Raw genomic sequence first — 25,820 nt, forward strand, 5'->3', positions numbered from 1 at the left:
GGCGGTCGGCGCGCTCAGCGTGGTGTGACGGTCGCGCCCGGACTACCGGTCAGGCGCGCATTGGCCCAGTCGGCGCAGACCTTGCCCGGATGCGCGCCGCGCGCGCCCAGCGTGCGCAGGCTCAGTTCACGCAGGCCGCGCACGTCGATCTCGGGCTTGACGACGGCGGGCGGTGTGACCAGGCCGCTGTCGTACAGCAGCTTCGACCCGCTCCAGACCTGGAACTGCAGGCCGCCGCTGCCCCGGCAGCTGTCGTCGACGCCGAGGTCCGCGCGCAGCAGATCCCAGTCGCCGCCGAGCGCCAGGTCGATGCGGCTGGCCGGGCCGACGCCGACGCCCTTGCGGAAGCGCAGGCCGTTCATGCGCATCTCCGGTGCCGCATTCGCCCCGACCGCGGCCGGCCTGTCGCGCGCCGCGGACTGCGCCAGCGCGAGGTCGGACAGATAGACCTGCCGCTCGGGCCCGTCGGCGCGGCGATGTTCGAGCACGTGGAATTCGGACACCGCGATCGGCGGCACGTCGGGCGGCACCGCCGCGTCGTAGGCCTTGGCCGGTGCCGGTCCCTGCGCCGCCGTGACCATCGGATCGAGCGCGCTGGCGCCGTCACCGTCCGGGTTGTGCACGCTCAGCACGCGGAAGCGCAGCAGGCGCCCGGCCACGGCCGGGAAGTTGATGGTCTGCGTGCCTTGTACCAGTTGCAGGCGGCCGCGCGCGACCGGCGCGCCCCAGTCGCCGTTCGTATCGCCGACATAGACTTCGTAATCGCGCACCTGCCCGCTCTTCCAGTGCTGGTCGTTGCGCGGCGCGATCTCGATGCCGTCCACGAGGCGGCGCTCGGCGAAGCCCAGCACCCATTCGTGCGGACCGCTCTTCACGGCCTGGCTGCGCAGGGTACGGAACCACGTGTCCGGCTTGCCGTCGAACGCACGTTCCAGGCCCTGGCCCGGTTCTTCCGCCGGACGGTTGACGACGACGATGGCGTCGGCCGGAATCGCGCGGCCCGTTTCCGGCGCGGCCGGGAAGGCGTCGTCGGGGCGCATGGCAAGCGCGCCGCGCACGGCGATCTCCAGCGGCTTGCGGATGTCGCGCGCGGCGGTCTTCACGTGCAGCGTCCCGCGCCGCTCGGCCGCATCGAAGAACCAGCCGTCATCGCTCGCGTCCAGCGCGGCGCGGCTGGCGCGGGCCGGCAGCGCGCGGCCGTCGGCCTGCACGGCATCCGGCGCGTGCGCGGCGAGCATGCGCAGGCTGTAGCCCCGCCGCGCTTCCTGGCCGGCGTAGGTGCCGTCCACCGCGCCGACGTCGACGGTCGCGTCGCGGCCGGCCGCCGTCATGCGGATCGTCTGGCGGCTCGATTCGCCCTGCTGGTAGCGGCGCGTGTTGCCGTCGTCCTCATATAACGTGAACGCCGATTCGCCGGCCTGCGGGTAGACGTCGAACGTCACGCGGTCCTTGGGTTTCTGGCCGTCGTACAGCACTTCCGGATACATCGGCAGGATGGCGCCGGCGCGCACGAACACGGGCAGCTTGTCGAGCGTGACCTTCAGGTCGACGTCGCGTCCATCCGCGCCCGCCGTGGCCTGGTGGCCGTCCCAGTAATCGAACCACGTGCCCTGGGGCAGGTGGATGCCCTTGCGCCAGCCGCCGCTCGCCGCCTGGCTGCGGTACACGGGCGCCACCAGCAGGTCGCGGCCCAGCAGGAACTGGTATTTATACTTCTCGGTCCACGCGGCCGGATCGCGCGGGTAGTCCCACATCAGGCCGCGCACGAGCGGCGCGCCGCTGTCCTCGGCCTCGCGCGCCAGCGTGTACATGTACGGCGTGAGGCGCAGCTTGAGTTTCAGGTAGCGGCGGTTGATGGCGCGGTACGGCTCGTCGAACCACCACGGGTGCTTGCGCTCCGCCGCCGACCAGCCGGACATCCCCATCAGCACCGGCGTGAAGCTCTTCCACTGCAGATCGCGGGTGTACGTCTCCGGACTGCCGCCGAAGATGGCGTCGACGTCGCCCGTCGCATACGCCTGGCCGGACAGGCCCGAGCCGATCAGGGTCGGCACGTGCCAGCGGATGTAGTCCCAGCTGGCGCTCTGGTCGCCCGTCCAGGCGACGGCGTAGCGCTGCGTGCCGGCCCAGCCCATCACGGTCCAGATGAACGGCCGGCTGTCGGAATTCTTCAGGATGCCATCGTACGCGGCCTTGTTCGCATCGAGCGAGAACTGGTAGCCCTTGCCGGTCCACGCGACGTCCAGCTTTTGCACGCGCGTGCCGGCCTGGCCGACTTCCCACGCGATCTTGTCGACGCCGTTTTCCGTCCACAGGCCCGTGCGGAAGCCGTAGCCCGCGAGGCCCTTCACCGTTTCGGGCAAATTGGTGTAGCCGCAGCCGTAGCCGTCGTTCGGCAGGATCCAGCCGCCCGGCATGTCGTGCTCGCGGTAGCGCTTGGCGACGCTGGCGACGACGTCCGGCGTCTTCCCGGTCGGGCCGTCGCTCCAGCCCGGCGGCACCGTGCCCGGCTTCCTCGCGTTGTCGCCGTCGTTGTAGCAGTCGGCGTCGCCGAACTCCAGCGCCCAGCGCGGCAGCAGGCGCGCGCGGCCGGTCCATGCCGTGTAGCCGGCCAGTGCGCCGCGCATGTCCGGCGCGACGAAATAATAGGCATCGAAGCGGCCTTCCGCATGCTGCAGCGCGATCTGATCGTCGCCGCGCAGGTCGTAGTCGCCGTCCGACCACGTGTTGCGCAGCATGGCCCATCCCTTGGAGCTGAGCAGGAACGGCGCCGGGTTCGGCCGGTCGCCCTCTTCCCAGCCGCCCGAGTACGACACGGCCAGTTCGCGGCCCTTGAATTCATAGCGTCCGTTCTGCTGGCCGCCGCCGTAGAAGCGCTCGGCGGCATCCGTCGACAGCACCTGGACCGCCTGCTTCGGCGCGATGTCGAGCGGCTGCAGTTCGCGCCACAGCGGCGCCGCCTCGCCCGCGCGGTACAAGGTGAAGCGCAGCGGCTTGCGGTCGATGCGCAGCGCCAGGGCCGCCGTCTTCACCGTGATATGGTCGGGGTGCTCTTCGAGCCCGTACTTCGCATCGTCCGGCGTGCCGACGACGATGGGCGCGGCCTTGTCGCCCGGTCCCGTCAGCTGCGCCGTGGGACTGGCCTGGATATGCAGCACGTCCGCGCGCGGCAGGCTGATTTGCACGTGGGCGCCGCGGTCCGTCACGATATCCCACGTGTGGCCGTCCGCGGCGGCGGCGATGGACCGCACACTACCCAGCGGCGCGGCGCCGGCGGGGATGGCGGTGAAGGCGGATGTCAGCGCCAGGGCGGCGACGACGGGGCGAAAACGAAAAGGTCTCTTTGTCATGGTGGCAGTCGAAATTACGTTTTTGTTTCACTTACTGTAGAAACAAAAACAAGCAAGGTCAACAAAAAGCCGAAGAAACGCGCAAAAGAAGTGTCCCGCGCTAGATCCGGAGGCGTTTTATCTTTCGTATCTATAAATTTCGACCGCGCCAACTTTCGAAGTGTAGCAAAAACCACACGAACAGCGGACGACCAAGGTTTGCCATGTGTTCGAAACGTTGGTTTCGGATCGATTTTGCGTGGTGCATCTTTCGCTTTAACTTTCGTGTTTGACATTTCGAAAAATATTCCCTACTCTTGCCCTACCCGAACCTTTCGAACACGACGATGACCACCTTACTCGAACGCGATGCGCAATCCTGGCGCGACCTCGGCGGCCTTGCCACCGCGGAGGAGATCGTCCAGCAGCCCGCGGTCTGGCGCGCCCTCGCCGGCGTGCTGGCCGCCGAAGGCACGCGCGTCGCGGACTTCCTGGGCGCCTGCCTGGACGATCCACGCCAGCGCGTGATCCTGACGGGCGCCGGCAGCTCGGCGTATGTGGGCGAGATCGCCGCGGCCGAACTGAATGCGCGCTGCGCAGCGGACGTGCGCGCCCTCGCCACGACCAGCCTGCTCACCCACCACGAGCTGTATCTAGATCCGGCCGCGCCGACGCTGCTCGTGTCGTTCGCGCGCAGCGGCGACAGCCCGGAAAGCCTGGCCGCCGTCAACCTCGTGCGCCAGGTCGTGCCTGGCGCGCGCTTCCTCCATATCACCTGCAACGCGGCCGGCAGCCTGGCGACGCAGGCCGGCGGCGATCCCGCGGCCTGCGTGCTGCTGATGCCGCCCGCAAGCTGCGACCGCGGCTTCGCGATGACCAGCAGCTTTACCTGCATGCTGCTGGCCGCCTTGTCCGTGCTCGGGCGCCACGACGATGCCGCCGTACGCCTGGAGCGCCTCGCGCAACTGGGCGAACGCGCCCTCGCCGACTGGTCCGCCCCGCTGGCGCGCCTCGCGCAACGCCCGGCGCAGCGCGTCGTCTACCTCGGCAGCGGCCCGCTGGAAGCGCTGGCAAAGGAAGCCGCACTCAAGATCCTGGAACTGACGGGCGGCCGCATCCTCGCATTGGCCGAATCGCCGCTGGGCTTCCGCCACGGGCCCAAGTCCGTGCTCGACGAACATTCGCAGGTCATCCTGTTCGCCAGCAGCAAGGCGCTGGCCCGCCGCTACGACGACGACCTGCTCGCCGAACTGCGCCGCGACGGCATCGCCGCCGACGTGCTGACGGTCGGCCAGGGCGGCGACTTCGCGGCCGACACGCCGGCATGGTCGGACGCGTGGCTCGCGCCACTGTGGCTCCTGATGGCGCAGCAGTACGCGCTGCAGCAATCGGCCCGCCTGCAACTACGGCCGGACAATCCGTTCGCCGGCGGCACCGTGAACCGCGTCGTCCAGGGAGTGACCATCCATGACCACGCCGCCTGATCGCCTCGACCGCGGCTGCCACGGCATCGACATCGGCGGCACCAAGATCGAGATCGTGTCGTACGACGCCGCCATGCGCGAAGCCTACCGCGAACGCGTCGCCACGCCCGGCCACGACATCGTCGCGTTTTCCCAGGCCGTCCACACGCTGGTCCGGAGCGGCGACGCGGTGCTCGGCGCCCGCGCGCCGGCCGGCATCGGCCTGCCGGGCATCACGGACACGTTCAGCGGCCGCCAGCTCAGCACCAACGTGCCGGCACTGAACGGCCGCCAGGCGCGCCAGCTGCTGCAGCACACGCTGGACCGGCCCATCGTGATCGGCAACGATTGCCAGTGCTTCGCGCTGTGCGAGGCGGCCGGCGGCGCGGCGGACGGCCTGCCGACGATGTTCGGCGCGATCCTCGGCACGGGCGCCGGCGGCGGCTATTGCGCGGACGGAAAGCTGGTGCGCGGCCAGAACGGCATCGCCGGCGAATGGGGCCACTGGTCCGTGCCCGCGCCGCTGCTGGCCCGCCACGGCCTCGCACTGCTCGACTGCCCGTGCGGCAAGGCCGGCTGCACGGAACGCTATGTGTCCGGCCCCGGCATGGCCGCGCTGCACCGCCACTTCGGCGGCGACGGCGCCGAACCGGTCGCGCTGGCCGCACGCGCGAACGCGGGCGACATCGTCGCGGCGCGGACGCTGGACGTGCACCTCGACCTGCTCGGCCACGCGCTGGCGAACGTCGTCCTCGCGTTCGACCCGCACGCGATCGTGCTGGGCGGCGGCCTGTCGAACCTGCCGCACCTGTACGCGCGCCTGCCGGACGCCGTCCAGCGCCATCTGCAGCGCGGCATCCAGGCGCCGCCGATCCTGCCCCCGCGCTTCGGCGACGCCGGCGGCGCCCGCGGCGCGGCCCTGCTGCTGCGCCAGCAACTCAACGCGACTCCCCATCCATGAACACGCAACCCTCTCCGATCCGGCAGGCGATCCAGGCGCACCGGCGCGGCGAACGCGTCGGCCTCGCGAGCATCTGCTGCAGCCACCCGGCCGTGCTGCGCGCCGCCATGCGCGTGGCGCTGGCGCACGACAGCGTGCTGCTGGTGGAAGCGACGTCGAACCAGGTCGACCAGTTCGGCGGCTACACGGGCATGACGCCGGCCGTCTACCGCGACTACGTGCTGGACCTCGCGCGCGAACTCGGCTTCCCGCCCGAGCGCCTCGTGCTTGGCGGCGACCACCTCGGCCCGAATGCGTGGCAAGGCCTCGACGCAGCCGCCGCGATGGCCCATGCGGAGACGCTGATCGCGGCCTATGCCAGCGCCGGCTTCCACAAGATCCACCTGGACTGCAGCATGCGCTGCGCGGACGACCCGCCCGTGCTGCCCGACGCGATCGTCGCCGGGCGCTCGGCGCGGCTGGCGCGCGTGGCCGAGGAAGCGGCGCAGGCGGCCGGGCTGGCCCCGCCCGTGTACGTGATCGGGACGGAAGTGCCGGTGCCCGGCGGCGAGGCGGACCTCGAAGACGCCGGCGCCCCCACGTCACCCGCCGCCGCCAAACGCACGCTGGACGTGCATTGCCGCGCCTTCATCGAAGCCGGCCTGCACGCCGCGTGGCGCCGCGTCGTCGCGATGGTCGTGCAGCCCGGCGTCGACTTCGACACGAGCCGCATCCAGCACTACGACGCCGCCCGCGCCGCCGCGCTGTCCGAGTTCATCGCCGGCCACCCGGGCCTCGTGTTCGAGGCGCATTCCACCGACTACCAGCGCGAAGCGGCCCTGCACGCCATGGTGCGCGACCACTTCGCCATCCTCAAGGTCGGCCCGGCCGCCACGTTCGCCCTGCGCGAGGCGCTGCTCGCGCTGTGCCAGATCGAGGACGAGCTGCTGCCGGCCAGCCAGGCATCGCACCTGATGCGCGTGCTGGACGACACGATGCTGGCGAAGCCCGACCACTGGCGCAAGCACTACCGCGGCAGCAGCGACGAACAGCGCCTGCTGCGCCGCTATGCCCTCAGCGACCGGTGCCGCTATTACTGGGGCGAGCCGCCCGTGGCCGCCGCGCTGGAAACGCTGTACGCGAACCTGGAAGCGGTCGCGATCCCGTTGCCGCTCCTCAGCCAGCACCTGCCGGAACAGTATGCGGACGTCGTGGCCGGGCGCCTCGCCGCGGCGCCGCGCGATCTCGTCGAACACAAGATCGCCCGCCTGCTGTCCCAGTATGCGAGAGCCTGTACGCGCAACACGGCGGCACCGGTCGGCAGCGCCGCCGCGATCTGTTAAGCTCGGCGTTTTCAGACCGACAACCCCAAGCGACCATGCGAAACACCAGCCAACGCCGCGAAACGATCCTGCAAATGCTCGCCCGCCAGGGCTCGGTCCAGGTGACCGACCTGGTCGACCAGCTCGGCGTGTCCGCCGTCACCATCCGCAGCGACCTGTCGGCGCTGGAGGGCCAGGGCCTGGTCACGCGCAGCCACGGCGGCGCGGTCCTCGTGCGCACGCCGCCGCCGGAACAGAGCATCCGCCAGAAGGATGCGCTGCACCATGAAGAGAAGGAGCGCATCGGCGCGTTCGCCGCCTCGCTCGTCGAACCGGGCGACAACATCGTCATCGATTCCGGCACCACCACGATCTCGCTCGCGCGCCACCTGCGCGACGCGCAGGACGTGACGGTGGCGACGAATGGCCTCAACATCGCATGGGAACTGGCGGATTCGCCCGGCGTGGACCTGATCCTGACGGGCGGCCTGCTGCGCAAGCAATCGCTGTCGTTCCAGGGCAGCCAGGCCGAGGCCTGCCTGCAGGTCTACAACTTCGACAAGCTGTTCCTCGGCGTCGACGGCCTCGACCTGCAATTCGGCGTCACGACGCACAACGAGGCCGAGGCGAGCCTGAACCGCAAGATGGTCGAGCGGGCCAAGCGCATCGTCGTCCTCACCGATGCCTCGAAATTCGGCCGCGTGAGCCTGCACCGCATCGCGCAGCTGGACCGCGTCCACACCGTCATCACCGACGCCGGCATCAGCCCCGAATACCGCGACGGGCTGCAAAAGCTCGGCGTCGAAGTCCTCATCGCGGATTAGCGCATGCTCGGCGGCCGCATCCTGACCCCTGACGGCTGGATCGCCGGCACCCTGACGTTCGGCCAACGCATCGATGCCATCGCCGCCGACCCGGCGGCCGCGGACGGCCCGCTGATCCTGCCCGGCTTCGTCGACCTGCACGTGCACGGCGCGGCCGGCGTCGACATCATGCAGGGCGGGGCCGCGGGCGTCACGGTGGCGCGGGCGCACGCCCGCCACGGCACCACGAGCATGCTGGGGACGACGATGACGGCGCATCCGGCCGCGATCCGGCGCGCGCTGGAAGACCTCGCACCCGGCATCGCCGCGCGGCCGCCGGGCGCCGCGCGCATGCTCGGTGTGCACCTCGAGGGCCCCTTCATCAGTCCGCACAAGCTGGGCGCCCAGCCCCCGGAGACGCTGCCCGCGAGCCTGGAGCTCGTGCGCGCATGGCATCGGCTGGCGCCGGTGCGCGCGCTGACGCTGGCCCCGGAGATCGCCGGCCACCTCGACCTGATTCCGCAACTGGCGGCGCTGGGCATCCGCGTGCAGCTGGGCCACAGCGCCGGCACGTACGAGGATGGCGTGGCGGCCCTCGCCGCCGGCGCGTCCGGCTTCACGCACCTGTTCAACGGCATGAGCGGCTTCGCGCACCGCGCGCCCGGCATCGCCGGCGCCGCCCTCGCCCATGCGGAATACGCGGAAATCATTCCCGACCTCGAACACGTGGCGCCGGGCGCGATCCACGCCGCGCTGCGCGCCATCCCCAAACTGTACGGCGTGACGGATGCGACGGCGGCCACCGGCATGCCCGACGGCGAATATGCCCTCGGCAGCCAGCGCGTCTACAAATGCCTGGGCTGCGTGCGCCTCGCCGGCGGCTCGCTGGCGGGCAGCGCCCTCACGATGGACCAGGCGCTGCGCAACTTCGTCGCCATCGGCCTGTCCGTGGCCGACGCGTCGCGCCGCCTGTCGCAGTATCCCGCCGATTACCTCGGCGAGCCCGATCGGGGGCGCATCGCCCCGGGTGCCTGGGCCGATCTCGTTGTGCTCGACGCGGACTTGCGCCCCACCGCGGTGTACGTCGAGGGCGAACCGATCGCCATATAAAAAAACACCAACCGGAGACGACATGACAGCAGCCTTCCCGCGATCCCCCGCCTGGTCCACCCGCTACCTGCTGTTCATCGCCGGCATGGGCGGGCTGTTGTACGGCATCGACGTCGGCATCATCGCCGGCGCGCTGCCCTACCTGGAATCGACGGCCGCGCTGGCGTGGAAGCTCAACGCCCAGCAGCTCAGCTTCGTGGTGGCGGCCGTGCTGCTCGGCTCCGTGCTGTCGTCGCTGTTCGCCGGCGCGCTGGCGGACCTCATCGGGCGCAAGCGCGGCATGGTCGTCGCGGGCGCGCTGTTCGTCGCCAGCATTCCGCTGATCGCGCTCGCGGACGGCTACGTTCCCCTGCTGTGCGGGCGCCTGCTGCAGGGTATCAGCGGAGGCCTCATCGGCGTGATCGTGCCGCTCTACCTCGCCGAGTGCCTGGACGCGGGCAAGCGCGGACGCGGCGCCGCCCTGTTCCAGCTGCTGCTGACGGTGGGCCTCGTGGCGGCCGCCGTGATCGGCCTCGTGCAGGCGCGCAGCGTGCAGGCCGCGACCGACGCCGCCGCCGCGCTGCCGGAAGCGGCGCGCACCGCCGTGGTGCTCGCGGCGAAGGACCATGCGTGGCGCGGCATCTTCTGGATGTGCCTCACGCCAGGCGTCGTGTTCACGCTGGGCTGCCTGCTGCTGGCGGAATCGCCCCGCTGGCTCGCGCAGCGCGGCCGGCTCGACGCCGCGCGCGCCGTGCTGCTGCGCACCCTTGATGCGCGCGAAGCCACGCGCGAACTGGACGAGATCGTCCGTCCGCAGGCGCAGGCCGCGCGCAGCGCCGAGCCGCTGCTGTCGCGCCGCTACGTGCTGCCGTTTTTGCTGGCCTGCCTGATCCTCGCGTGCAACCAGGCGACCGGCATCAATTCCGTGCTGGCCTATGTCGTCAACATCCTGAACCGCGCGGGGCTGTCGGGCGCCAGCGCCAACCTGGCGGACGTGCTGCTGAAAGTGCTGAACGCCCTGATGACGATCGTCGCCGTGCTGCTCGTCGACCGCAAGGGACGCCGCTTCCTGCTGATGCTGGGCACGGCCGGCATCGTCGTCGCGCTGCTCGCGGTCGGCCTGCTGTTCCGCGCCAACGAAACGCAGCAGCGCGACGTGCTCGCGCAGGTGACGCAGCGCGCGCACGACGACGGCCTGTCCCTGCGCCTCGACGCGCCCACGCTGCGCGCGCTGGGCGCCGATCCGGCCGGCACGCCGCAGGTGCTGACGGTGGCGTACGCGTACGGCCCGTTCACGAACGTGGCGACCATCCGCAGCGACGATCCCGCGCTGCCGCCGCTGGTCGCGCGGCGCGCCGACACCGTCCAGCCGGACAGCGTGCTCGGCGCCGCGTTCCGCCGCGTCCACCTGAATCCATTCCCCGATCCGGCGCTGGCCGCGGGCAGTCCGCTCGTGATCGAAACGGCGCAAGTCGGACCGCTGCCGACGCCGGCCCACGGCTGGCTCGTGGCGCTGGCGATCTGCGTGTTCGTCGCCAGCTTCGCCGTCGGACCGGGCGTGTGCGTGTGGCTCGCGCTGTCGGAGCTGATGCCCACGCGGATCCGCTCGAACGGCATGAGCATCGCGCTGCTGATCAACCAGTTCGTGTCGACGGCCATCGCGGCCGTGTTCCTGCCGACGGTCGGGCGCCACGGCTATTCCGCGATCTTCTTTTTCGGCGCCGCCTGTTCCGTCGTCTACTTCCTCGCCTCGGCCTTCCTGCTGCCCGAAACCCGCGGCAAGACGCTGGAAGAGATCGAAGCCTATTTCGCGCGGCCGGCGACCAAATGAGCGGCCGCCGGCACCCGCCGCGTCGTCCCCGCGCAGGCGGGGACCGCATTTGCACGCGTTATCGACACGCACGTAGAACTTGGGTTCCCGCCTGCGCAGGAACGACGGTGGAATTGCACGCGTTATCGACACACGTAGAACTTGGGTTCCCGCCTGCGCGGGAACGACGGTGGAATTGCACGCGTTATCGACACACGTAGAACTTGGGTTCCCGCCTGCGCGGGAACGACGGTGGAATTGCACGCGTTATCGACATGCGCGCAGCACTTGGGTTCCGGCCTGCACGGGAACGACGACGTCACCGTGTCAGGCGTTCAGCAGTGCATCAGGATATTGAGCAGCCGCCCGAACGGATCGCGCACGAAAAATCGGCGCACGCCCCACGGCTCGAGCGCCGGGCCGTATTCCAGGGCCAGGCCGGCGGCGGCCACGCGGCGCAGCACTTCGTCCAGGTCGTCCACCTCTATGGACAGGTCGGGCACGGGCGTGCCGGAGCCGCCTTCCGACGCAAAGCTCAGCTGGGGCGCCGGATTGCCGCCGCCGCTGCCGGCCAGCGTCACGATCCAGCCGTGGTCCATGACGACCTGCATGTCGAGGATGCCGCCGTAGAACGCCTGTGCGGCCACGGCGTCCGCGGCGTGGATGTTGGCGACGATGCGTTTGACCGCCATGTCAATCTCCTTTCGGGGTGCGGGCGCGGCGCCCGATCACGTCGTCGAGCACCGCAAGAATGTCGGCCGCCATCACCGGCTTGACGAAATGGCGGTCGAAGCCCGCGGCCAGCGCCCGGTCGCGGTCGTGCGCCTGGCCGTAGCCGCTGACGGCCACCAGCGGCACGTCCGCCATGCCCGGCTGCGCGCGCAGCCGCCGTGCCAGCTCGTGGCCGTCGAATTCGGGCAGGCCGATGTCGAGCACGCACACGTCCGGCCGGTGCGCCGCCGCGTACGCGAGCGCCTTGCCGGGGCTGTGCCAGACGGTGGCGCGATGGCCCACGGCCTCGATGTACATGGCGAGGATCTGGGCCGCATCCACGTTGTCGTCCACGATCAGGATGTCCAGCGCTTCGGCCGGCGCCGCGGTGCCCGTCGCCACCGGTTCGTCGCCCGCGTCGTCGGCCTCGCCGCGCAGGCGCGGCAGCGCGACGGTGAAGCGGCTGCCCCGGCCCGGTCCCGCGCTGTCGGCGGACACGGTCCCGTCGTGCAGTTCCACGAGGCTCTTCACGAGCGCGAGGCCGATCCCGAGGCCGCCCTGCGACCGGTCGGCGCTGCGCTCGGCCTGCGAGAACAGCTCGAACGCGCGCGCCGTCAGGTCCGGCGTCATGCCGATGCCGTTGTCGCACACGTCCACCTCGACGCACCCGGCCTCCAGCCGCAGGTGCAGGTCGATGCGCCCGCCGTCCGCCGTGTAGCGGGCCGCGTTGCCGAGCATGTTGGCGAACACCTGCACCAGGCGCTTGCGATCCCCGAGTACCTGCGCGTCGTCGGACGGCAGGTGCAGCTCCAGGTGGTGGTTCTTCGCCTTTACCTGGGGCCGCACCTGCTCCACGGCCTCGGCGATCACGCCGGCCAGGGCCACGGGCGCGCGCTCCAGCGTGATCAGGCCGCGCGTGACGCGCGAAACGTCGAGCAGGTCGTCGATCAGCCCCGTCATGTGGCGCGCCTGGCGCGCGATGATCGTCTGCACCTGGCGGATGCGCGGGTCGGCCGAGTGGCCGACCTTGAGGAAGTCGGCGGCCGCCGTGATCGGCGCGAGCGGATTGCGCAGCTCGTGCGCCAGCATCGCGAGGAATTCGTCCTTGCGCCGGTCGGTCTCGCGCAACGCGCGCCGGGCTTCCTGGATCGGCGTGACGTCGATCATCACCGCGAGGCCTTCCGTGGGCGGATCGTCCAGCGTGACGGAGCCCATCTGCACGCTCGCGCGGCTGCCGTCCTTGCGGAAGTATTCCTTGACGAGGTTCTCCACGCGTCCCGTCGTGCGCAACTGCGCCATCGCCCGCATCGTGGTCTCCGTCCACTCGGGCGGCGTCAGCGTACGGGAGTCGAGGCCGCCCTGCTCGAATTCCGCGCGCGTATAGCCCAGCATGTCGAGGAATGCCTGGTTGGCGTCGATGATGGTGCCGTCCATGCGGTAGCGCACCATGCCGACGACGTTCGATTCGGCCAGGCGCCGGAACCGCGTCTCGCTCGCGCGCAGCGCTTCCTCGTTGCGCTTGTGCTGGTGGATGTCCGTGCACGTGCCCATCCAGCGCACGATGTGCCCGTGCGCGTCGCGCACCGGCAGCGCGCGCCCCAGCAGCCAGCGGTATTCGCCGCTGCGGTGGCGCATGCGGTACTCGATCTCGTACGGCGCGCCGGTGGCGAGCGACGCCTGCCAGGTCGCCCAGGTGCGGGCGCGGTCGTCCGGATGCACCATGTCGCTCCAGCCCACGCCATCCGTCGCGCCCACGTCGGAACCCGTGAAATCGTACCAGCGCTCGTTGTAGTAGTCGTGATAGCCGTCCGGCCGCGTCGTCCAGACCATCTGCGGCATGGCGTTCGTGATCGTCCGGAACTCGGCCTCCGCCGCGCGCAGCCGGGTGGTCTCGGCGACGAGGCAGGAAAAGCCGCGCACCACGCCGTCGAGGTCGCGCAGGGGCGCGAACGCCAGGTCCAGCCACGGCGGCGCGCCGGCGCCCTCGCCCAGCGCGTGCGCCGGCAGTTCGACCTGGAAGGCCGCGCCGGCCAGCGCGCGCGCCACGTGCGGCTGCAGCTCGGCCCAGGCCTCCGGCCAGTCGCGCAGGCCGCGGCCGAACATCGCGGGATGGCGCGCGCCCAGCATCGGCACGGACGCATCGTTGTACAGCACGCCCAGCGCCTCGCCCCAGCCGAGGAACATGGGCGTGGCGGCGTCGAACATGAACCGGGCCGCGTGGGCCAGGGCCGGCGGCCAGCCGGACGGGGCGCCGAGGGGGGAGTCCGACCAGTCGCGCTCGCGCAGGCATTGCTCGACGCCGGCCACGCAGGCACCGCCGGAAAAATCGTTCATGATATCCAGTCAAAGGCGCGGGCGGACACCCGCATCCGCCATTCTAGCCGCTTCTCGCCCCACCTTCGGCGCGCCATCGTCACGCGTAGACCGGCATCCCGGGCAGCAGCTTGTCGAGCGTGACGGGATAGTCGCGCACGCGCACGCCGGTCGCGTTGTAGATCGCGTTCGCGACCGCCGCCGCCACGCCGCAGATGCCCAGTTCGCCGACGCCCTTCGCCTTCATCGGCGACGACATCGGGTCCGTCTCGTCGAGGAAGATCACTTCCTGGTGCGGGATGTCGGCATGCACCGGCACCTCGTAGCCGGCCAGGTCGTGGTTGACGAAGAAGCCGACGCGCTTGTCGACGACGAGGTCTTCCATCAGCGCGGCGCCCACGCCCATCGTCATCGCGCCGATCACCTGGCTGCGCGCCGACTTCGGGTTCAGGATGCGCCCCGCCGCGCACACGGCCAGCATGCGCCGCACCCGCACTTCCGCCGTCGCCGCATCCACCGCCACCTCGACGAAGTGGGCGCCGAACGTCGACTGCTGGTATTTCTTTGCCAGGTCGCCGTAGTCCATCGTGTCCTCGCCGGTCACGTCGGCGTCGTGCGACGCCTGGGCCAAAGGCAGCGCCTTGCCCCCGGCGCGCACCATGCCGCCGGAGAAGTCGGCGTGCGCGGGGTCGAGCCCGAGCTTCTTCGCCACGTTCTCGCGCAGCTTGACGCAGGCCGCGTACACGCCGGCCGTCGCGCTGTTGCCGCCCCACTGGCCGCCCGACCCGGCCGACACCGGGTACGCCGAATCGCCCAGCCTGACCGTCACGCGGGACAGCGGCACGCCCAGCATCTCGGCCGCCGTCTGGCCGATGATGGTGTAGCTGCCGGTGCCGATGTCGGTCATGTCCGTCTCGACCGTCACCGTGCCGTCGCGCTCGAGGCGCACGCGCGCACCCGACTTCGTGTTGATGTTGTTGCGGAAGGCGCCGGCCATGCCGTAGCCGACGAGCCAGCGGCCGTCGCGCACCTGGCCCGGCTTCGGATTGCGCTTGTTCCAGCCGAAGCGCTCGGCGCCGATGCGCAGCGTGTCGACGAAGCGCCGCGTCGAGAACTTGCGGCCCGGCTTCTCCGGGTCCACCGTCGTATCGTTCACGATGCGCAGCGTGACCGGGTCCATGTGGAGCTTTTCCGCCAGCTCGTCCATCGCGATCTCCAGCGCCATCAGCCCCGGCGCCTCGCCCGGCGCGCGCATCGCGTTGCCTTCCGCGAGGTCGAGCACGGCCAGCCGCATCTGCGTGAAACGGTTGGCGCCCGCATAGAATAATCGCGTCTGGTTCACGGCCGTTTCCGGCTGGCCGCCCGGCAGGTCGCCCGACCAGCTCTCGTGCGCGATCGCCGTGATGCGGCCCTCGCGCGTGGCGCCGATGCGGATGTGCTGGATCGTCGCCGGCCGGTGCGTCGTATTGTTCATCATGAGCGCGCGCTGCAGCGTCACCTTCACGGGCCGCCCGGCCGCCTTTGCGCCCAGCGCCGCCATCAGCGCCTCCGACCGCAGGAACAGCTTGCCCCCGAAGCCGCCGCCGATGTAGGGCGAGACGAGGCGCACGTTGTGTTCCGGGATGCCCAGCGTCTTCGCCATGTCCTGCACGCCCCAGTGGATCATCTGGTTCGACGTGTACAAGGTGAGCTTCTCGCCTTCCCACACGGCGAGCGACGCATGCGGTTCCATCATCGCGTGGGTCTGGTCCGGGGTCTTGTAGACGGCGTCCAGCCTGACGGGCGCCGTGGCGAACGCCTTGTCGAAGTCGCCCACCCTGGTCGTCGACTTGTCCTTTTGCTTGCCGGCGGGGCCGGCCGCGTTCATCGCCGCCTCGAGGTCGTACACGCCGTTTTGCGGCGCATAGTCGACCCGCACGAGGCTCGCCGCGGCGCGCGCCTGCTCGAACGTCCCGGCGACGACGACGGCCACGGCCTGGTGATAATGCTGGACGTCGGGACCGGCCAGCAGCCGGGCCGTGTTCTTGTCGCCCTTCCCCAGCTTGCCCGCGTTCTCGTGCGTGACGACGGCGATCACGCCGGGCGCCGCGCGCGCGGCGGCCGTGTCGATCTTCGTGATGCGTCCATTGGCGATCGCGGCGCCGACCACCCAGCCGTAGGCGGCGTTCGGCGCCGCCTTGTGCTGTTCGTAGGCGTAAGTAGCGGTGCCCGTCGTCTTGAACGGACCGTCGATCCGGTCGGTCGGCCTGCCGACCACCTGCAGGCGGTCGATGGGATTGGTGGTGGCGGGTGTCGTGAATTTCATGGATCGCTCCTCATGCCTTGCGCGCATCGGCCAGCACGGCGGCCAGCGTGCGCTGGACCAGCGGGACCTTGAACGCGTTGTCGGTCGTGACCCGTACCCCGGCCAGCAACTGGTCGGTGACGGCCCCGGCGCCGTGCGGCAGCGCGCTGTCCGCCGCCGGCACGCGCCACGGCCGGTGCGCGACGCCGCCGAGCGCCACCCGGCCGCTGCCGTCCGGCTGCACGACGGCCGCGACGGACACCAGCGCGAACGCATACGACGCGCGGTCGCGCACCTTGTGGTAATAGTGCCTGCCGCCCAAGGGCTTGGGCAGCGTGACCGCCGTGATCAGTTCACCCGGCGCGAGCGTGTTCTCGATGTGCGGCGTGGCGCCCGGCAGGCGGTAGAAGTCGGCGATGGGAATCGTGCGCGCCGTGCCGTCCGGCCGCACCGTTTCCACGCCCACGTCCAGCAACGCCATCGCCACCGCCATATCGCTCGGGTGGGTTGCGATGCACGCTTCGCTGTGGCCGACGATGGCCAGCTGGCGCGTGTAGCCGCCGATCGCGGCGCAGCCGCTGCCCGGCCTGCGCTTGTTGCACGCCTGGTTCGTATCGTAGAAATACGGGCAGCGGGTGCGCTGCAGCAGGTTGCCGGCCGTCGTCGCCTTGTTGCGCAACTGGGGCGAGGCGCCCGCGAGCAGCGCGCGCGCCAGCACGGCGTAGTCGCGCCGCACGCGCATGTCGGCCGCGAGGTCGGTGTTGCGCACGAGCGCGCCCACGCGCAGGCCGCCGTCCGGCGTCGGCTCGATCCGGTCGAGGCCCGTGCCGTTGACGTCGACGAGGTGCGCCGGCGTCTCGATTTCCAGCTTCATCAAATCGAGCAGGTTGGTGCCGCCGGCGATGAAGCGCGATCCCGGCTGGCGCGCGGCCGCCGCTGCCGCCTCGGCGGGTGTGGCGACGCGCTGGTAGGTGAACGCCTTCATGCGGGATCTCCCTTGCCGGCGGCGCCGGCGACTTCCGTGATCGCATCGATGATGTTCGAATACGCGCCGCAGCGGCAGATGTTCCCGCTCATGCGTTCGCGCAGCTCCATCGGCGACAGCAGCGGCTGCGCGCCCAGGTCGGGGCTCACGTGGCTCGGAATGCCATGCCGCAGCTCGTCCAGCGCCGCCACGGCCGAGCAGATCTGGCCCGGCGTGCAGTAGCCGCACTGGTAGCCGTCGTGCTTCACGAACGCGGCCTGCAGCGGATGCAGCTTTTGCGGCGTGCCGAGGCCCTCGATGGTCGTGATGTCGGCGCCTTCGTGCATGACGGCCAGGCTGAGGCAGGAATTGATGCGGCGGCCGTCGATGAGCACCGTGCAGGCGCCGCACTGGCCCTGGTCGCAGCCCTTCTTGGTGCCGGTCAGGTGCAGGTGCTCGCGCAGCATGTCGAGTACCGTCGTGCGGGTGTCGAGGACCATCTCGTAGCGCTGGCCGTTGACGCGCAGCGCGACCCGCGCCGTCACGGGCGCCGGCGTGGTCGCCGCGCCGCCCCCGCCCGTATCCGGGCCCTGCGCGCAGGCCATCGGCGGCAGCGCGACGGCCGTGGCGGACAGCGCGCCGCCGATCAGCAGTTCGCGCCTCGTCTGGTTGATGTCGCTGGAGTCGATCATGGGTTCGGCCCTCCTGTCGTTCGCTCGTCGTCAGATTGCGCATATTAAGACTGTTTCGCCCGGGACCCGTGCACGGTAGGCGCGGCCGGTATCGGAACACGCTACCGCGCGGCGCATGCCGTGCGCCCGGCGCGTCACGCGCTTGGCCCAGCGCAGCCCCACGGGCAAGATGGCGCCACATTTCACACACGGAGACACCATGAAACGCCTGCTGCTCGCAACCCTGTTCGGCCTCGCCTGCGCCAGCGCCCGCGCCGCCGACCCATCGTCCCCCTCGGAGGCCCTCAGCGAAGCCACGGGCAGTGTCGTCCTCGGATCGATCGCCGTCGTGGGCGTCACGGGCAGCGTGGTGGTCGACAGCGTGACCGCCGTCGGCGACGGCATCGAGGTCGTGCTGGAAGGCGCGGGCCAGGCCAGCCGCGCGACGGTGCGCCTGTCCGGCGCGGCCGCGCGCGGGCTGTCGATCGGCGCCGGCACCGTACTGCAGGTCGTCGCCATGTCGGCCGGCCATGCGCTGGTCCTGTCGGGCAAGGTGATCGCCTTCATTCCGAACGAAATCGGCCGGGCCCTGCTGCACCATGCGCGCGCGTCCTGACCGCCCCCTCGCCGCGCTGGCCTGCGCACTGGCCCTCGCGGCCGCGCTCCCTGCGCACGCGGGCCAGGGCTGCCGCGAAGAACCGCTGAGCGTGGACGAGGTGAGCCACTCGATGGCGCTCGCGCAGCGCACGTTCGCCGCGCTGGACGCCAGCGGCGCCACCGTCGCCATCGTCGCGCGCGCCGGCCAGGATCTCAGCAAATACGGGCTGGAATACTCGCACATGGGGATCGTCGTGCGCGACCATGCGGCCGGGCGCTGGACCGTCGTCCACGAACTGAACACGTGCGGCACGGCGGACTCCGACCTGTACACGGACGGCGTCGGCAACTTCTTCCTCACCGACCTGTATCGCTACCGCGCCCAGGTCGTCATCCCCGGGCCGGACGTGCAGGCGCGCGTGGCGGCACTGCTCGCGGGCCGCACGGCGCGGCGCCTGCACGAGCCGCACTACAACATGCTGTCGTACGTGTACTCGACCCGCTACCAGAACTCGAACCAGTGGGTGCTGGAGACGCTGGCCGCCGCCAGCGCGCCGCCGGGCGCCGTCGAGACCCGCGCCGAGGCCCAGGCCTGGCTGCAGCGCCAGGGCTATCGCGTGCCGACGGTGGAGATCCCGGCCGTCACGCGGCTGGGCGCCCGCATGTTCCGCGCCAACGTCGCGTTCGACGACCATCCGTTCGACCGGCGCATGGCCGGGCAGATCGATACCGTGACCACGGATGCCGTGCTCAATTTCATACGCGGGCGCGACGCGCAGGCGCGGGTGGTCACCGTCGAGTAAGCACGCCGCGCAATCTTGCGAAGATGTGACAATCGTTGAATTTTGCGACACGTTTCCGCTGTTATCCTTGCGACCATTCCGCCGCCGCGCCAAGCGCCGGCCGCGCCACCGACAAGGAGCCGAGATGTCCCCGCAAACCCGACCACGTCCGCTGCCGCGCCTGTGCGGCCGCGCCGCACTTCTCTCCCTCGCCATCGCTCTCGCCGCATGCGGCGGCGGTGGCGGCGGCAGCGCACCCGTGGCAGGCGGCGGGAACACGGGCGGGTCGACGCCCGCCCCACCCGCCGCGGCCGGTCCGGCGATCACGTCCCAGCCGGTCCCGCAATCGGTCGTCGCGGGCCAGGCCGCCACCTTCGGCGTCGCCGCCGACAGCACGACCGTGAGCTACCAGTGGCAGCGCGACGGCAAGGACATCCCGGGCGCCACCGGCCTGACGTACACGCTGGCCCATCCGCAGGCCGCCGACAACGGCAGCACATTCACGGCCGTCGCGACCGGGCCGCGCGGCAGCACGGCCAGTACCGCGGCGGTGCTGAGCGTGTCGGTGCCGAAAGGGCTGGCGCTGGTCGCCGGCACGCCCGGCGGGCCCGGCACCCTGGACGGCACGGACGGCCGCCTGGCGCTGCCCGGCGTCCTCGCCATCCAGCCGTCGGGGGCACTGTACCTCGTCGACGCCGTCGACCTCTCCGCCTTCACGCCGGGCGTGCGAGCGATCGACCTCGCGACCGGCGCGATCGCCACCTTGGCGCGGAACCCGGCGCTGCGCGATGCCGGCGCCATCGCCGTCGACGCCGCCGGCAACCTCTTCGACGCCGCCCGGCCGACCGGGACGGCCACGGCGATATACCGCACGGCGCCGGACGGCACCCGCACGCTGTTCGCCGGTGCCGCCGACCAGGCGGGGAACGCCGACGGCGCCGGCGCGAGCGCGCGTTTCACCGACGCGCGCGGCCTCCCGATGGACGCCGCCGGCAACCTGTACGTCAACGACGGCGGCAAGACGATCCGCAGGGTCGCGCCAAACGGCACCGTCGTCACCCTGGCGGGCGGCGGCGCCGGCGACATGAACGACGGCACCGGCGCCCAGGCGGCATTCCAGCAGATCGGTGCGATCGCGGCCGACCGCGCCGGCAATCTGACGCTGATCGACAACGGCGTACTGCGCAGGGTGTCGGCGGCCGGTGTCGTGACGACGCCCAGGCTCGTCTTCGCCGACGGCGGCACCGCGTACCTGGGCGGCTGGACCCTTGCGGTCGACGGGGCCGGCAACGCCTACGAGCGGGAGCCCGATTACCCGCCGCGGATCCGCAAGATCGCGCCGGACGGCACGGTGACGACCCTGGCCACGCTGCCCGCCTCCGGATCGGGCGGCACCAACTACACCAACCTCGTGGCCGACGCGGCCGGCAACCTGTACGTGGGCGACGACAGCAGCCAGGTCATCCGCCGCATCGCGCCCACCGGCGCCGTGACCGAGTTCGCCGGGCGTGCCGCCGCCCAGGCCAATGTCGACGCGACCGGGGCCGCGGCGCAGTTCGCGCTGACGCCGGCACTCGCGGCCGACGCGCACTACGAACTGGCCACGGACGCCCAGGGCAATATCTACGTGGGCGAAGTCGACCGTGTCCGCAAAGTGACCCCGGGCGGCGCCGTCACCACGCTGCCCCTGCCGCCCGGGAATCGCGCGACCAGCTACTACCCGACCAGCGAGGCCGTCGACCGCAGCGTGCTGGCGGTGTCGAACGGCGTCATCTCGCGGATCGACGCGGCGGGCGTGTCCCATTTCATCGCCGGCCAGGCCGGGGTCGCGGGCGTCGCGGACGGCGTGGGCGCGAAGGCAAGCTTCACGACACCGCAGCGGCTGGTGGAGGACGGGCTCGGCAACATCTGGCTCACGGACACGGTGTACGGCCCGATGACCGACGTGGGCGTCAAGATATATCACCGCAAGATCGCGCCGGACGGCACGGTCACCACGCTGGCCGACGACGCCGTCGGCATCGTGTACTGGGGCAAGGACGGCACGCGCTGGGGCCTTGATGCGGACCGGAACGTGGTCAGGATCGCCGCCGACGGCACGCGCGCCGTCGTCCGCCGGTCGCGCGGCATCGACGAGCAGATCACCGGGATGACGGCCGACCGCGGCGGCAACCTGTACCTCGCGCTGCGCGAGGGGGCGGAGCTGTACTCGGTGCGCAAGATCACGCCGGCCGGCATCGAGACCGTCGTCGCGGGCAATCCGGGGGCCATCGGCGTGCGCGCCGGCACGCCGGGCAGCCTCGGGCCGATCGATGCGATCACGACCGCGCCCGACGGCACCGTCTACGTGATGAGCGAGGGCGCGCTGGTGCGCATCCTGCAGTAGGGTTCCGTTTCCGCGCACAAATGAAAAGCGCGGGCTGTTCAGGATGTGTACGATTGTTGTTTGACCAAACAATCGTTTCAGTTCCATGGCCGGCGAGAACCATTGTCCGCAAGATACGGCACCCGCCTGCGCGCGGCACGCGGGCCGGGTGCCGTCGTGACGGAAAGGCGGACATGACCGACGAGCGGCCCGCACCCGGCGAGGACAAGGACGAGAACGACGACGGCAAACCAAAGGTCTCGCCCGAAAAGAAGCGCAAGATCCGCACCGCGCTGATCGCCGGCGGCGGCGTCCTGCTGCTGGCCGGAGCGGGCTGGTACGCCTACCACGCGCTGGTCGGCAAGTACCACGAGACGACCGACGACGCGTACCTCCAGGCCGACGCGGTGACGGTGTCGCCGAAGGTCGGCGGCTATGTCGACGCCGTCCTCGTGCGCGAGAACCAGGACGTCGCGGCCGGCCAGCCCCTCGTGCGCATCGACCCGCGCGACTACAACGCCCAGGCCGAGCAGTTCCGGGCCCAGGTCGACATCGCCAGGGCCAACGCGGACGCCGTGCGCGCCCAGATCGCCGAGCAGGAATCCAGCGTCGCGGCCGCGCGCGCCCAACTGGCGGCCGCGCGCCAGGCGGCCACGTTCGCCGCGGGCGAGGCGCAGCGCTATGCGCCGCTCGTCGCGATCGGGGCGGAAAACGCGCAGGCGCTGGCCGACCGGCGCAACCAGGCCGCCCAGGCCGCCGACCGGGTGGCCGCGCAGCGCGCCGCCCTGGCCAACGCGGAAAAGCGCATCGCATCGCTGCGCGCCCAGGTGCGCCAGGCCGAGGCGCAGGGCGAAGCGGCGGCGGCCCAGCTGAAGGCGGCCGGCGTGAACCTGCAGGCGACGACGGTCGCCGCCAGCATCGCGGGCCGCATCGGCGACGCCACCGTGCGCCTGGGCCAGTTCGTGCAACCGGGCGCGCGGCTGATGACGCTCGTCCCCGTGGCCAGCCTGTACATCACGGCGAATTACAAGGAAACGCAGATCGGCCGCATGCGCGTGGGCCAGCCGGCCGAGATCAAGGTCGACGCGCTGCCGCACGTGAAGCTGCGCGGCCGCGTGGACAGCATGGCGCCCGGCACCGGCGCCCAGTTCTCGCTGCTGCCGCCGCAGAACGCCACCGGGAACTTCACCAAGATCGTCCAGCGCATTCCCGTCCGCATCGCGCTCGACGCCAGTCCCGAGGTGCGGCGGGTGCTCGTGCCGGGGCTGTCCGTCAAGGTCACCGTCGACACCAGCGACGACAAGGATGCCATCAAGGACGTGCGCAAGGACGAGAAGGCACATCAACGGCGCGAGGACCGCCGATGAGCGGCGCGCAGCGGGCCGACGCCGCCGCCTGGCTCGCCGTGGCCGCCGGCACCCTCGGCGCGCTGATGGCCACGCTGGACATCTCGATCGTGAACTCGTCGCTGCCCACGATCCAGGGCGAGATCGGCGCCAGCGGCACGGAAGGCACGTGGATCGCCACCGGCTACCTCGTCGCCGAGATCGTGATGATTCCCCTGTCCGGCTGGCTCGAACGCGTGTTCGGCCTGCGCACCTTCCTGCTCGCCGTGGCCGCGCTGTTCACGGCGTTTTCCGTGATGTGCGGCCTGTCGACGTCGCTGCCCATGATGATCGCCGGCCGCGTGGGCCAGGGCATCACGGGCGGCGCGATGATCCCGACGGCGCAGACCATCATCGCGACGCGCCTGCCGCGCAGCCAGCAGCCGATCGGCACCGCGATGTTCGGCGCCACCGCCATCCTCGGCCCCGTCGTCGGGCCGCTGATCGGCGGCTGGCTCACGGAAAACCTCAGCTGGCACTACGCGTTCTTCCTCAACGTCCCGATCTGCATCGGCCTCGTCGTGCTGCTGCTCGTCGGCCTGCGCCACGAACCGGCGCGCCTGGACATGCTGGCCGACGCCGACTGGCTCGGCATCCTCGGCCTCGCCGCCTTCCTCGGCGGGCTCACGGTGGTCCTGGAGGAAGGCGAGCGCGAACAGTGGTTCTCGTCGCCTTCGATCGTCTGGATCAGCATCCTGTCGTTCGCGGGCTTCGTGCTGATGATGATCGGGCAGCTGACGGCGCGGCGTCCCGTGATCCAGCTGCGGCTGCTGCTCGACCGCCAGTTCGGCAGCGTCGTCGTCATGGGCATCACGGTGGGCATGGTCATCTACGGGACCTCGTACGTGATCCCGCAGTTCCTCGCCGCCATCGCCGACTACAACGCGCTGCAGGCGGGGAAGATCGTCGCCCTCGGCGGGCTGCCGGCGCTGCTGATGATGCCGCTCGTGCCGCTGCTGATCCGCTGGGTCGACATCCGCCTGGCCGTCGGCTTCGGCCTGTCCGTGCTGGCATTCAGCGCATGGCACGAGACCGACCTGACGGCGCAGGCGGCCGGCGCCCAGTTCGTGTTCTCGCAACTGTTGCGCGGGGTCGGCACGATCTTCGCGATGGTGTTCCTGAACCAGGCCGCGATCCAGTCCGTCACGCGCGACCACGCGAGCGACGCGGCCGGGCTGTTCAACGCGGCCCGCAACCTGGGGGGCTCGCTCGCGCTGGCCGGCATCGCCGTCATCCAGGACCGGCGCCTGTGGCTGCACTCGCGCCGGCTGGAAGAGACCCTGGACGCCAACCGCGTGGCCGTCGGCGACTATCTCGCCGCGCAGGCGCACGGCCTGGGCGGCATGCCGCAGGCGCTGCGCAGCCTCGCCGGCACGATCCGCCTGGAGGCGCTGACGATGACCTACATCGACCTGTTCTGGATCCTGGCCGTGTTCATCGCCTGCGTGATCCCGCTCGTGCTGTTCCTGCGCCCGCTGAACACGAGCGCGCCCATCGCGGGCCATTGACGCCGCCGGAGCCCCGCATGCGACGACACATCGTTCTCGTCCTTCCCATCGCCGCGGCGCTGCTGGGCGGCTGCCGTACCGTGGGCCCCGACTATGCGGGCCCGCCCGCCGCCCCGCCGGCCGCCGCGTTCGCGCGCGCCGGCGGCCAGGCCGGCGCGATCCCCGACGCCGCGCCGTCGCGCTGGTGGACGGCGCTGGGCGACCCGGCCCTCGACCGCCTGGAAGAACAGGCGTTGCGCGCGAACCCGAATCTCGACGTCGCGCGTGCGCGCCTGCGCCAGGCGCGCGCGGCCCTGCGCGGCGCGCACGCGGACACGCTCCCGAACGGCACGGCCACGGCGCTCGCCGCCCACGCGCGGCTGCCGCCGGCGGGCGCCAGGCCGGGCGGAAGCGGAAGCGGCGGCGGCTTCCAGCTCCCGCCGTCGCTGACCCTGTACAGCGTCGGCTTCGACGCCAGTTGGGAAATCGACCTGTTCGGCGGCCAGCGCCGCGCCACCGAGGCGGCAGCGGCGAGCGCGCAGGCGGCCGAGGCGGGCCTCGCCGATGCGCAGGTGAGCCTCGCGGCGGAAGTGGCGCAAGCCTACGTGCAACTGCGCGCCACGCAGGCCCGCATGGCGCTGGCCGGCGCCGCCGTCGCGCGCCAGCAGCGCATCGTCGACCTGACCCGGCGGCGCGTGCAGGGCGGCACGGCGTCGACGCTGGACCTCGTCCGGCTGCAAGGACAACTGGAAGCGACGCGGGCCGAGGCCGAACCGCTCGCCGCCCAACTGGACGCCAGCCGCGACGCGCTGGCCGTGCTGGCCGGCGCGGCGCCGGGCGCGCTCGACGGCGCGCTGGCCGCCGCCGGTCCCGCCACGGTGGATGCCGTGCCGCTGCCGCCGGCCAGCGTCCCCGTCGGCGATCCGGCCGGCCTGCTGCGCCGCCGGCCCGACATCCGCGCGGCCGAACGCACGCTGGCCGCGCGCACGGCCCAGGTGGGCCAGGCGGAGGCCGCGCGCTTTCCGCATCTGACCTTGCTCGGCCTCATCGGCATCGGCGGCACCCACCTGTCCGACCTGGCGCGCCTGGACGATTACTCGGCCATCGCCGCGCCGCGGCTGACCTGGAACGTCCTCGACTTCGGCCGCAACGTGGAGCGCGTCGACCAGGCCGAGGGCGTGCGCGCGGAGGCCGAAGCGCAGTACCGCGCGGCCGTGCTGGATGCGCTGCGCGACGCCGAGGATGCGCTGGCGCGCTTCCGCCAGGGCCGCACGACGGTGGCGACCGTCGCGCGCGCCCGCGCCGCGGCCGCGCAGGCGGCGACGCTGACGCAGGCACGCCGGCGCGCAGGCACGGCGAGCCTCATCGACGTGCTGGACACCGAACGCCAGCTGCTTGCCGCCGACCAGAACCTGGCCGCCGCCCGCGCGGCATTGACCAGCGACTTCATCGCGCTGCAAAAGGCGCTGGGCCTCGGCTGGACCGCGGCCGCGCCGTAGCAGCGG

Annotated in this window: 18 protein-coding genes; 12 read left to right on the forward strand and 6 right to left on the reverse strand. The window is 71.5% G+C overall.

Features of this window, described 5'->3' with window-relative positions:
* Window positions 1-14: 14 nt before the first annotated feature.
* A complete protein-coding gene (locus ACEN9Q_RS11930) occupies window positions 15-3,350 on the reverse strand; it encodes a TIM-barrel domain-containing protein (protein ID WP_495628560.1) in 3,336 nt (1,111 codons plus the stop codon).
* Between the two features lie 326 nt (window positions 3,351-3,676).
* Here ACEN9Q_RS11930 and ACEN9Q_RS11935 point away from each other — a divergent pair, with 326 nt between their 5' ends.
* The 6 genes from ACEN9Q_RS11935 to ACEN9Q_RS11960 are packed head-to-tail and all read left to right on the forward strand — an operon-like array spanning window position 3,677 to window position 10,777.
* On the forward strand, window positions 3,677-4,813 hold the full coding sequence (locus ACEN9Q_RS11935; protein ID WP_495628561.1) for an SIS domain-containing protein: 1,137 nt from the start codon (window positions 3,677-3,679) through the stop codon (window positions 4,811-4,813).
* A complete protein-coding gene (locus tag ACEN9Q_RS11940; protein WP_495628562.1) occupies window positions 4,797-5,753 on the forward strand; it encodes an ROK family protein in 957 nt (318 codons plus the stop codon). The genes ACEN9Q_RS11935 and ACEN9Q_RS11940 overlap by 17 nt, the downstream gene beginning before the upstream one ends.
* Complete coding sequence (locus ACEN9Q_RS11945) at window positions 5,750-7,075, forward strand: D-tagatose-bisphosphate aldolase, class II, non-catalytic subunit (RefSeq protein WP_495628563.1); 1,326 nt, start codon at window positions 5,750-5,752, stop codon at window positions 7,073-7,075. Before ACEN9Q_RS11940 ends, ACEN9Q_RS11945 begins: the two co-directional genes overlap by 4 nt.
* Entirely contained in the window at window positions 7,069-7,878 is an 810-nt protein-coding gene (locus ACEN9Q_RS11950; protein WP_495628940.1) for a DeoR family transcriptional regulator, read from the forward strand. The genes ACEN9Q_RS11945 and ACEN9Q_RS11950 overlap by 7 nt, the downstream gene beginning before the upstream one ends.
* 3 nt (window positions 7,879-7,881) lie before the next feature.
* Entirely contained in the window at window positions 7,882-8,967 is a 1,086-nt protein-coding gene (gene nagA, locus ACEN9Q_RS11955) for an N-acetylglucosamine-6-phosphate deacetylase (protein WP_495628564.1), read from the forward strand.
* 22 nt (window positions 8,968-8,989) lie between these two features.
* The gene (locus tag ACEN9Q_RS11960) at window positions 8,990-10,777 is read left to right on the forward strand and encodes an MFS transporter (protein ID WP_495628565.1); all 1,788 of its coding nucleotides are present in this window, start codon (window positions 8,990-8,992) and stop codon (window positions 10,775-10,777) included.
* Between the two features lie 314 nt (window positions 10,778-11,091).
* Here ACEN9Q_RS11960 and ACEN9Q_RS11965 read toward each other — a convergent pair whose 3' ends face one another.
* The 5 genes from ACEN9Q_RS11965 to paoA all read right to left on the reverse strand — a co-directional run bounded on the left by ACEN9Q_RS11965 (window position 11,092) and on the right by paoA (window position 17,720).
* Window positions 11,092-11,448 carry a VOC family protein gene (locus ACEN9Q_RS11965; protein ID WP_495628566.1) on the reverse strand — a complete coding sequence of 119 codons (357 nt, stop codon included), beginning with the start codon at window positions 11,446-11,448 and terminating at the stop codon, window positions 11,092-11,094.
* A 1-nt stretch (window position 11,449) separates the two neighbouring features.
* A complete protein-coding gene (locus ACEN9Q_RS11970) occupies window positions 11,450-13,801 on the reverse strand; it encodes a hybrid sensor histidine kinase/response regulator (RefSeq protein WP_495628567.1) in 2,352 nt (783 codons plus the stop codon).
* Between the two features lie 79 nt (window positions 13,802-13,880).
* Window positions 13,881-16,085 carry an aldehyde oxidoreductase molybdenum-binding subunit PaoC gene (gene paoC / locus ACEN9Q_RS11975; protein ID WP_495628568.1) on the reverse strand — a complete coding sequence of 735 codons (2,205 nt, stop codon included), beginning with the start codon at window positions 16,083-16,085 and terminating at the stop codon, window positions 13,881-13,883.
* 10 nt (window positions 16,086-16,095) lie between these two features.
* On the reverse strand, window positions 16,096-17,049 hold the full coding sequence (locus ACEN9Q_RS11980; RefSeq protein ID WP_495628569.1) for an FAD binding domain-containing protein: 954 nt from the start codon (window positions 17,047-17,049) through the stop codon (window positions 16,096-16,098).
* The gene (gene paoA / locus ACEN9Q_RS11985; RefSeq protein ID WP_495628570.1) at window positions 17,046-17,720 is read right to left on the reverse strand and encodes an aldehyde dehydrogenase iron-sulfur subunit PaoA; all 675 of its coding nucleotides are present in this window, start codon (window positions 17,718-17,720) and stop codon (window positions 17,046-17,048) included. Before paoA ends, ACEN9Q_RS11980 begins: the two co-directional genes overlap by 4 nt.
* Before the next feature lie 199 nt (window positions 17,721-17,919).
* On the opposite strand from paoA, the gene ACEN9Q_RS11990 reads away from it, so the two are divergent.
* The 6 genes from ACEN9Q_RS11990 to ACEN9Q_RS12015 all read left to right on the forward strand — a co-directional run bounded on the left by ACEN9Q_RS11990 (window position 17,920) and on the right by ACEN9Q_RS12015 (window position 25,814).
* Window positions 17,920-18,315 carry a hypothetical protein gene (locus tag ACEN9Q_RS11990; protein ID WP_495628571.1) on the forward strand — a complete coding sequence of 132 codons (396 nt, stop codon included), beginning with the start codon at window positions 17,920-17,922 and terminating at the stop codon, window positions 18,313-18,315.
* Entirely contained in the window at window positions 18,299-19,099 is an 801-nt protein-coding gene (locus ACEN9Q_RS11995) for a DUF2145 domain-containing protein (protein WP_495628572.1), read from the forward strand. The genes ACEN9Q_RS11990 and ACEN9Q_RS11995 overlap by 17 nt, the downstream gene beginning before the upstream one ends.
* A gap of 124 nt (window positions 19,100-19,223) precedes the next feature.
* Window positions 19,224-21,464 (forward strand): hypothetical protein, encoded by a 2,241-nt coding sequence (locus ACEN9Q_RS12000; protein WP_495628573.1) that lies wholly within the window; start codon window positions 19,224-19,226, stop codon window positions 21,462-21,464.
* A gap of 173 nt (window positions 21,465-21,637) precedes the next feature.
* Window positions 21,638-22,810: an HlyD family secretion protein gene (locus ACEN9Q_RS12005; RefSeq protein ID WP_495628574.1), complete on the forward strand. Its 1,173-nt coding sequence runs from the start codon at window positions 21,638-21,640 to the stop codon at window positions 22,808-22,810.
* Complete coding sequence (locus ACEN9Q_RS12010; RefSeq protein WP_495628575.1) at window positions 22,807-24,336, forward strand: MDR family MFS transporter; 1,530 nt, start codon at window positions 22,807-22,809, stop codon at window positions 24,334-24,336. Before ACEN9Q_RS12005 ends, ACEN9Q_RS12010 begins: the two co-directional genes overlap by 4 nt.
* 17 nt (window positions 24,337-24,353) lie before the next feature.
* On the forward strand, window positions 24,354-25,814 hold the full coding sequence (locus ACEN9Q_RS12015) for an efflux transporter outer membrane subunit (protein WP_495628576.1): 1,461 nt from the start codon (window positions 24,354-24,356) through the stop codon (window positions 25,812-25,814).
* Window positions 25,815-25,820 lie beyond the last annotated feature (6 nt).

The sequence above is a fragment of the Massilia sp. Masssp93 genome (genome assembly GCF_059491295.1).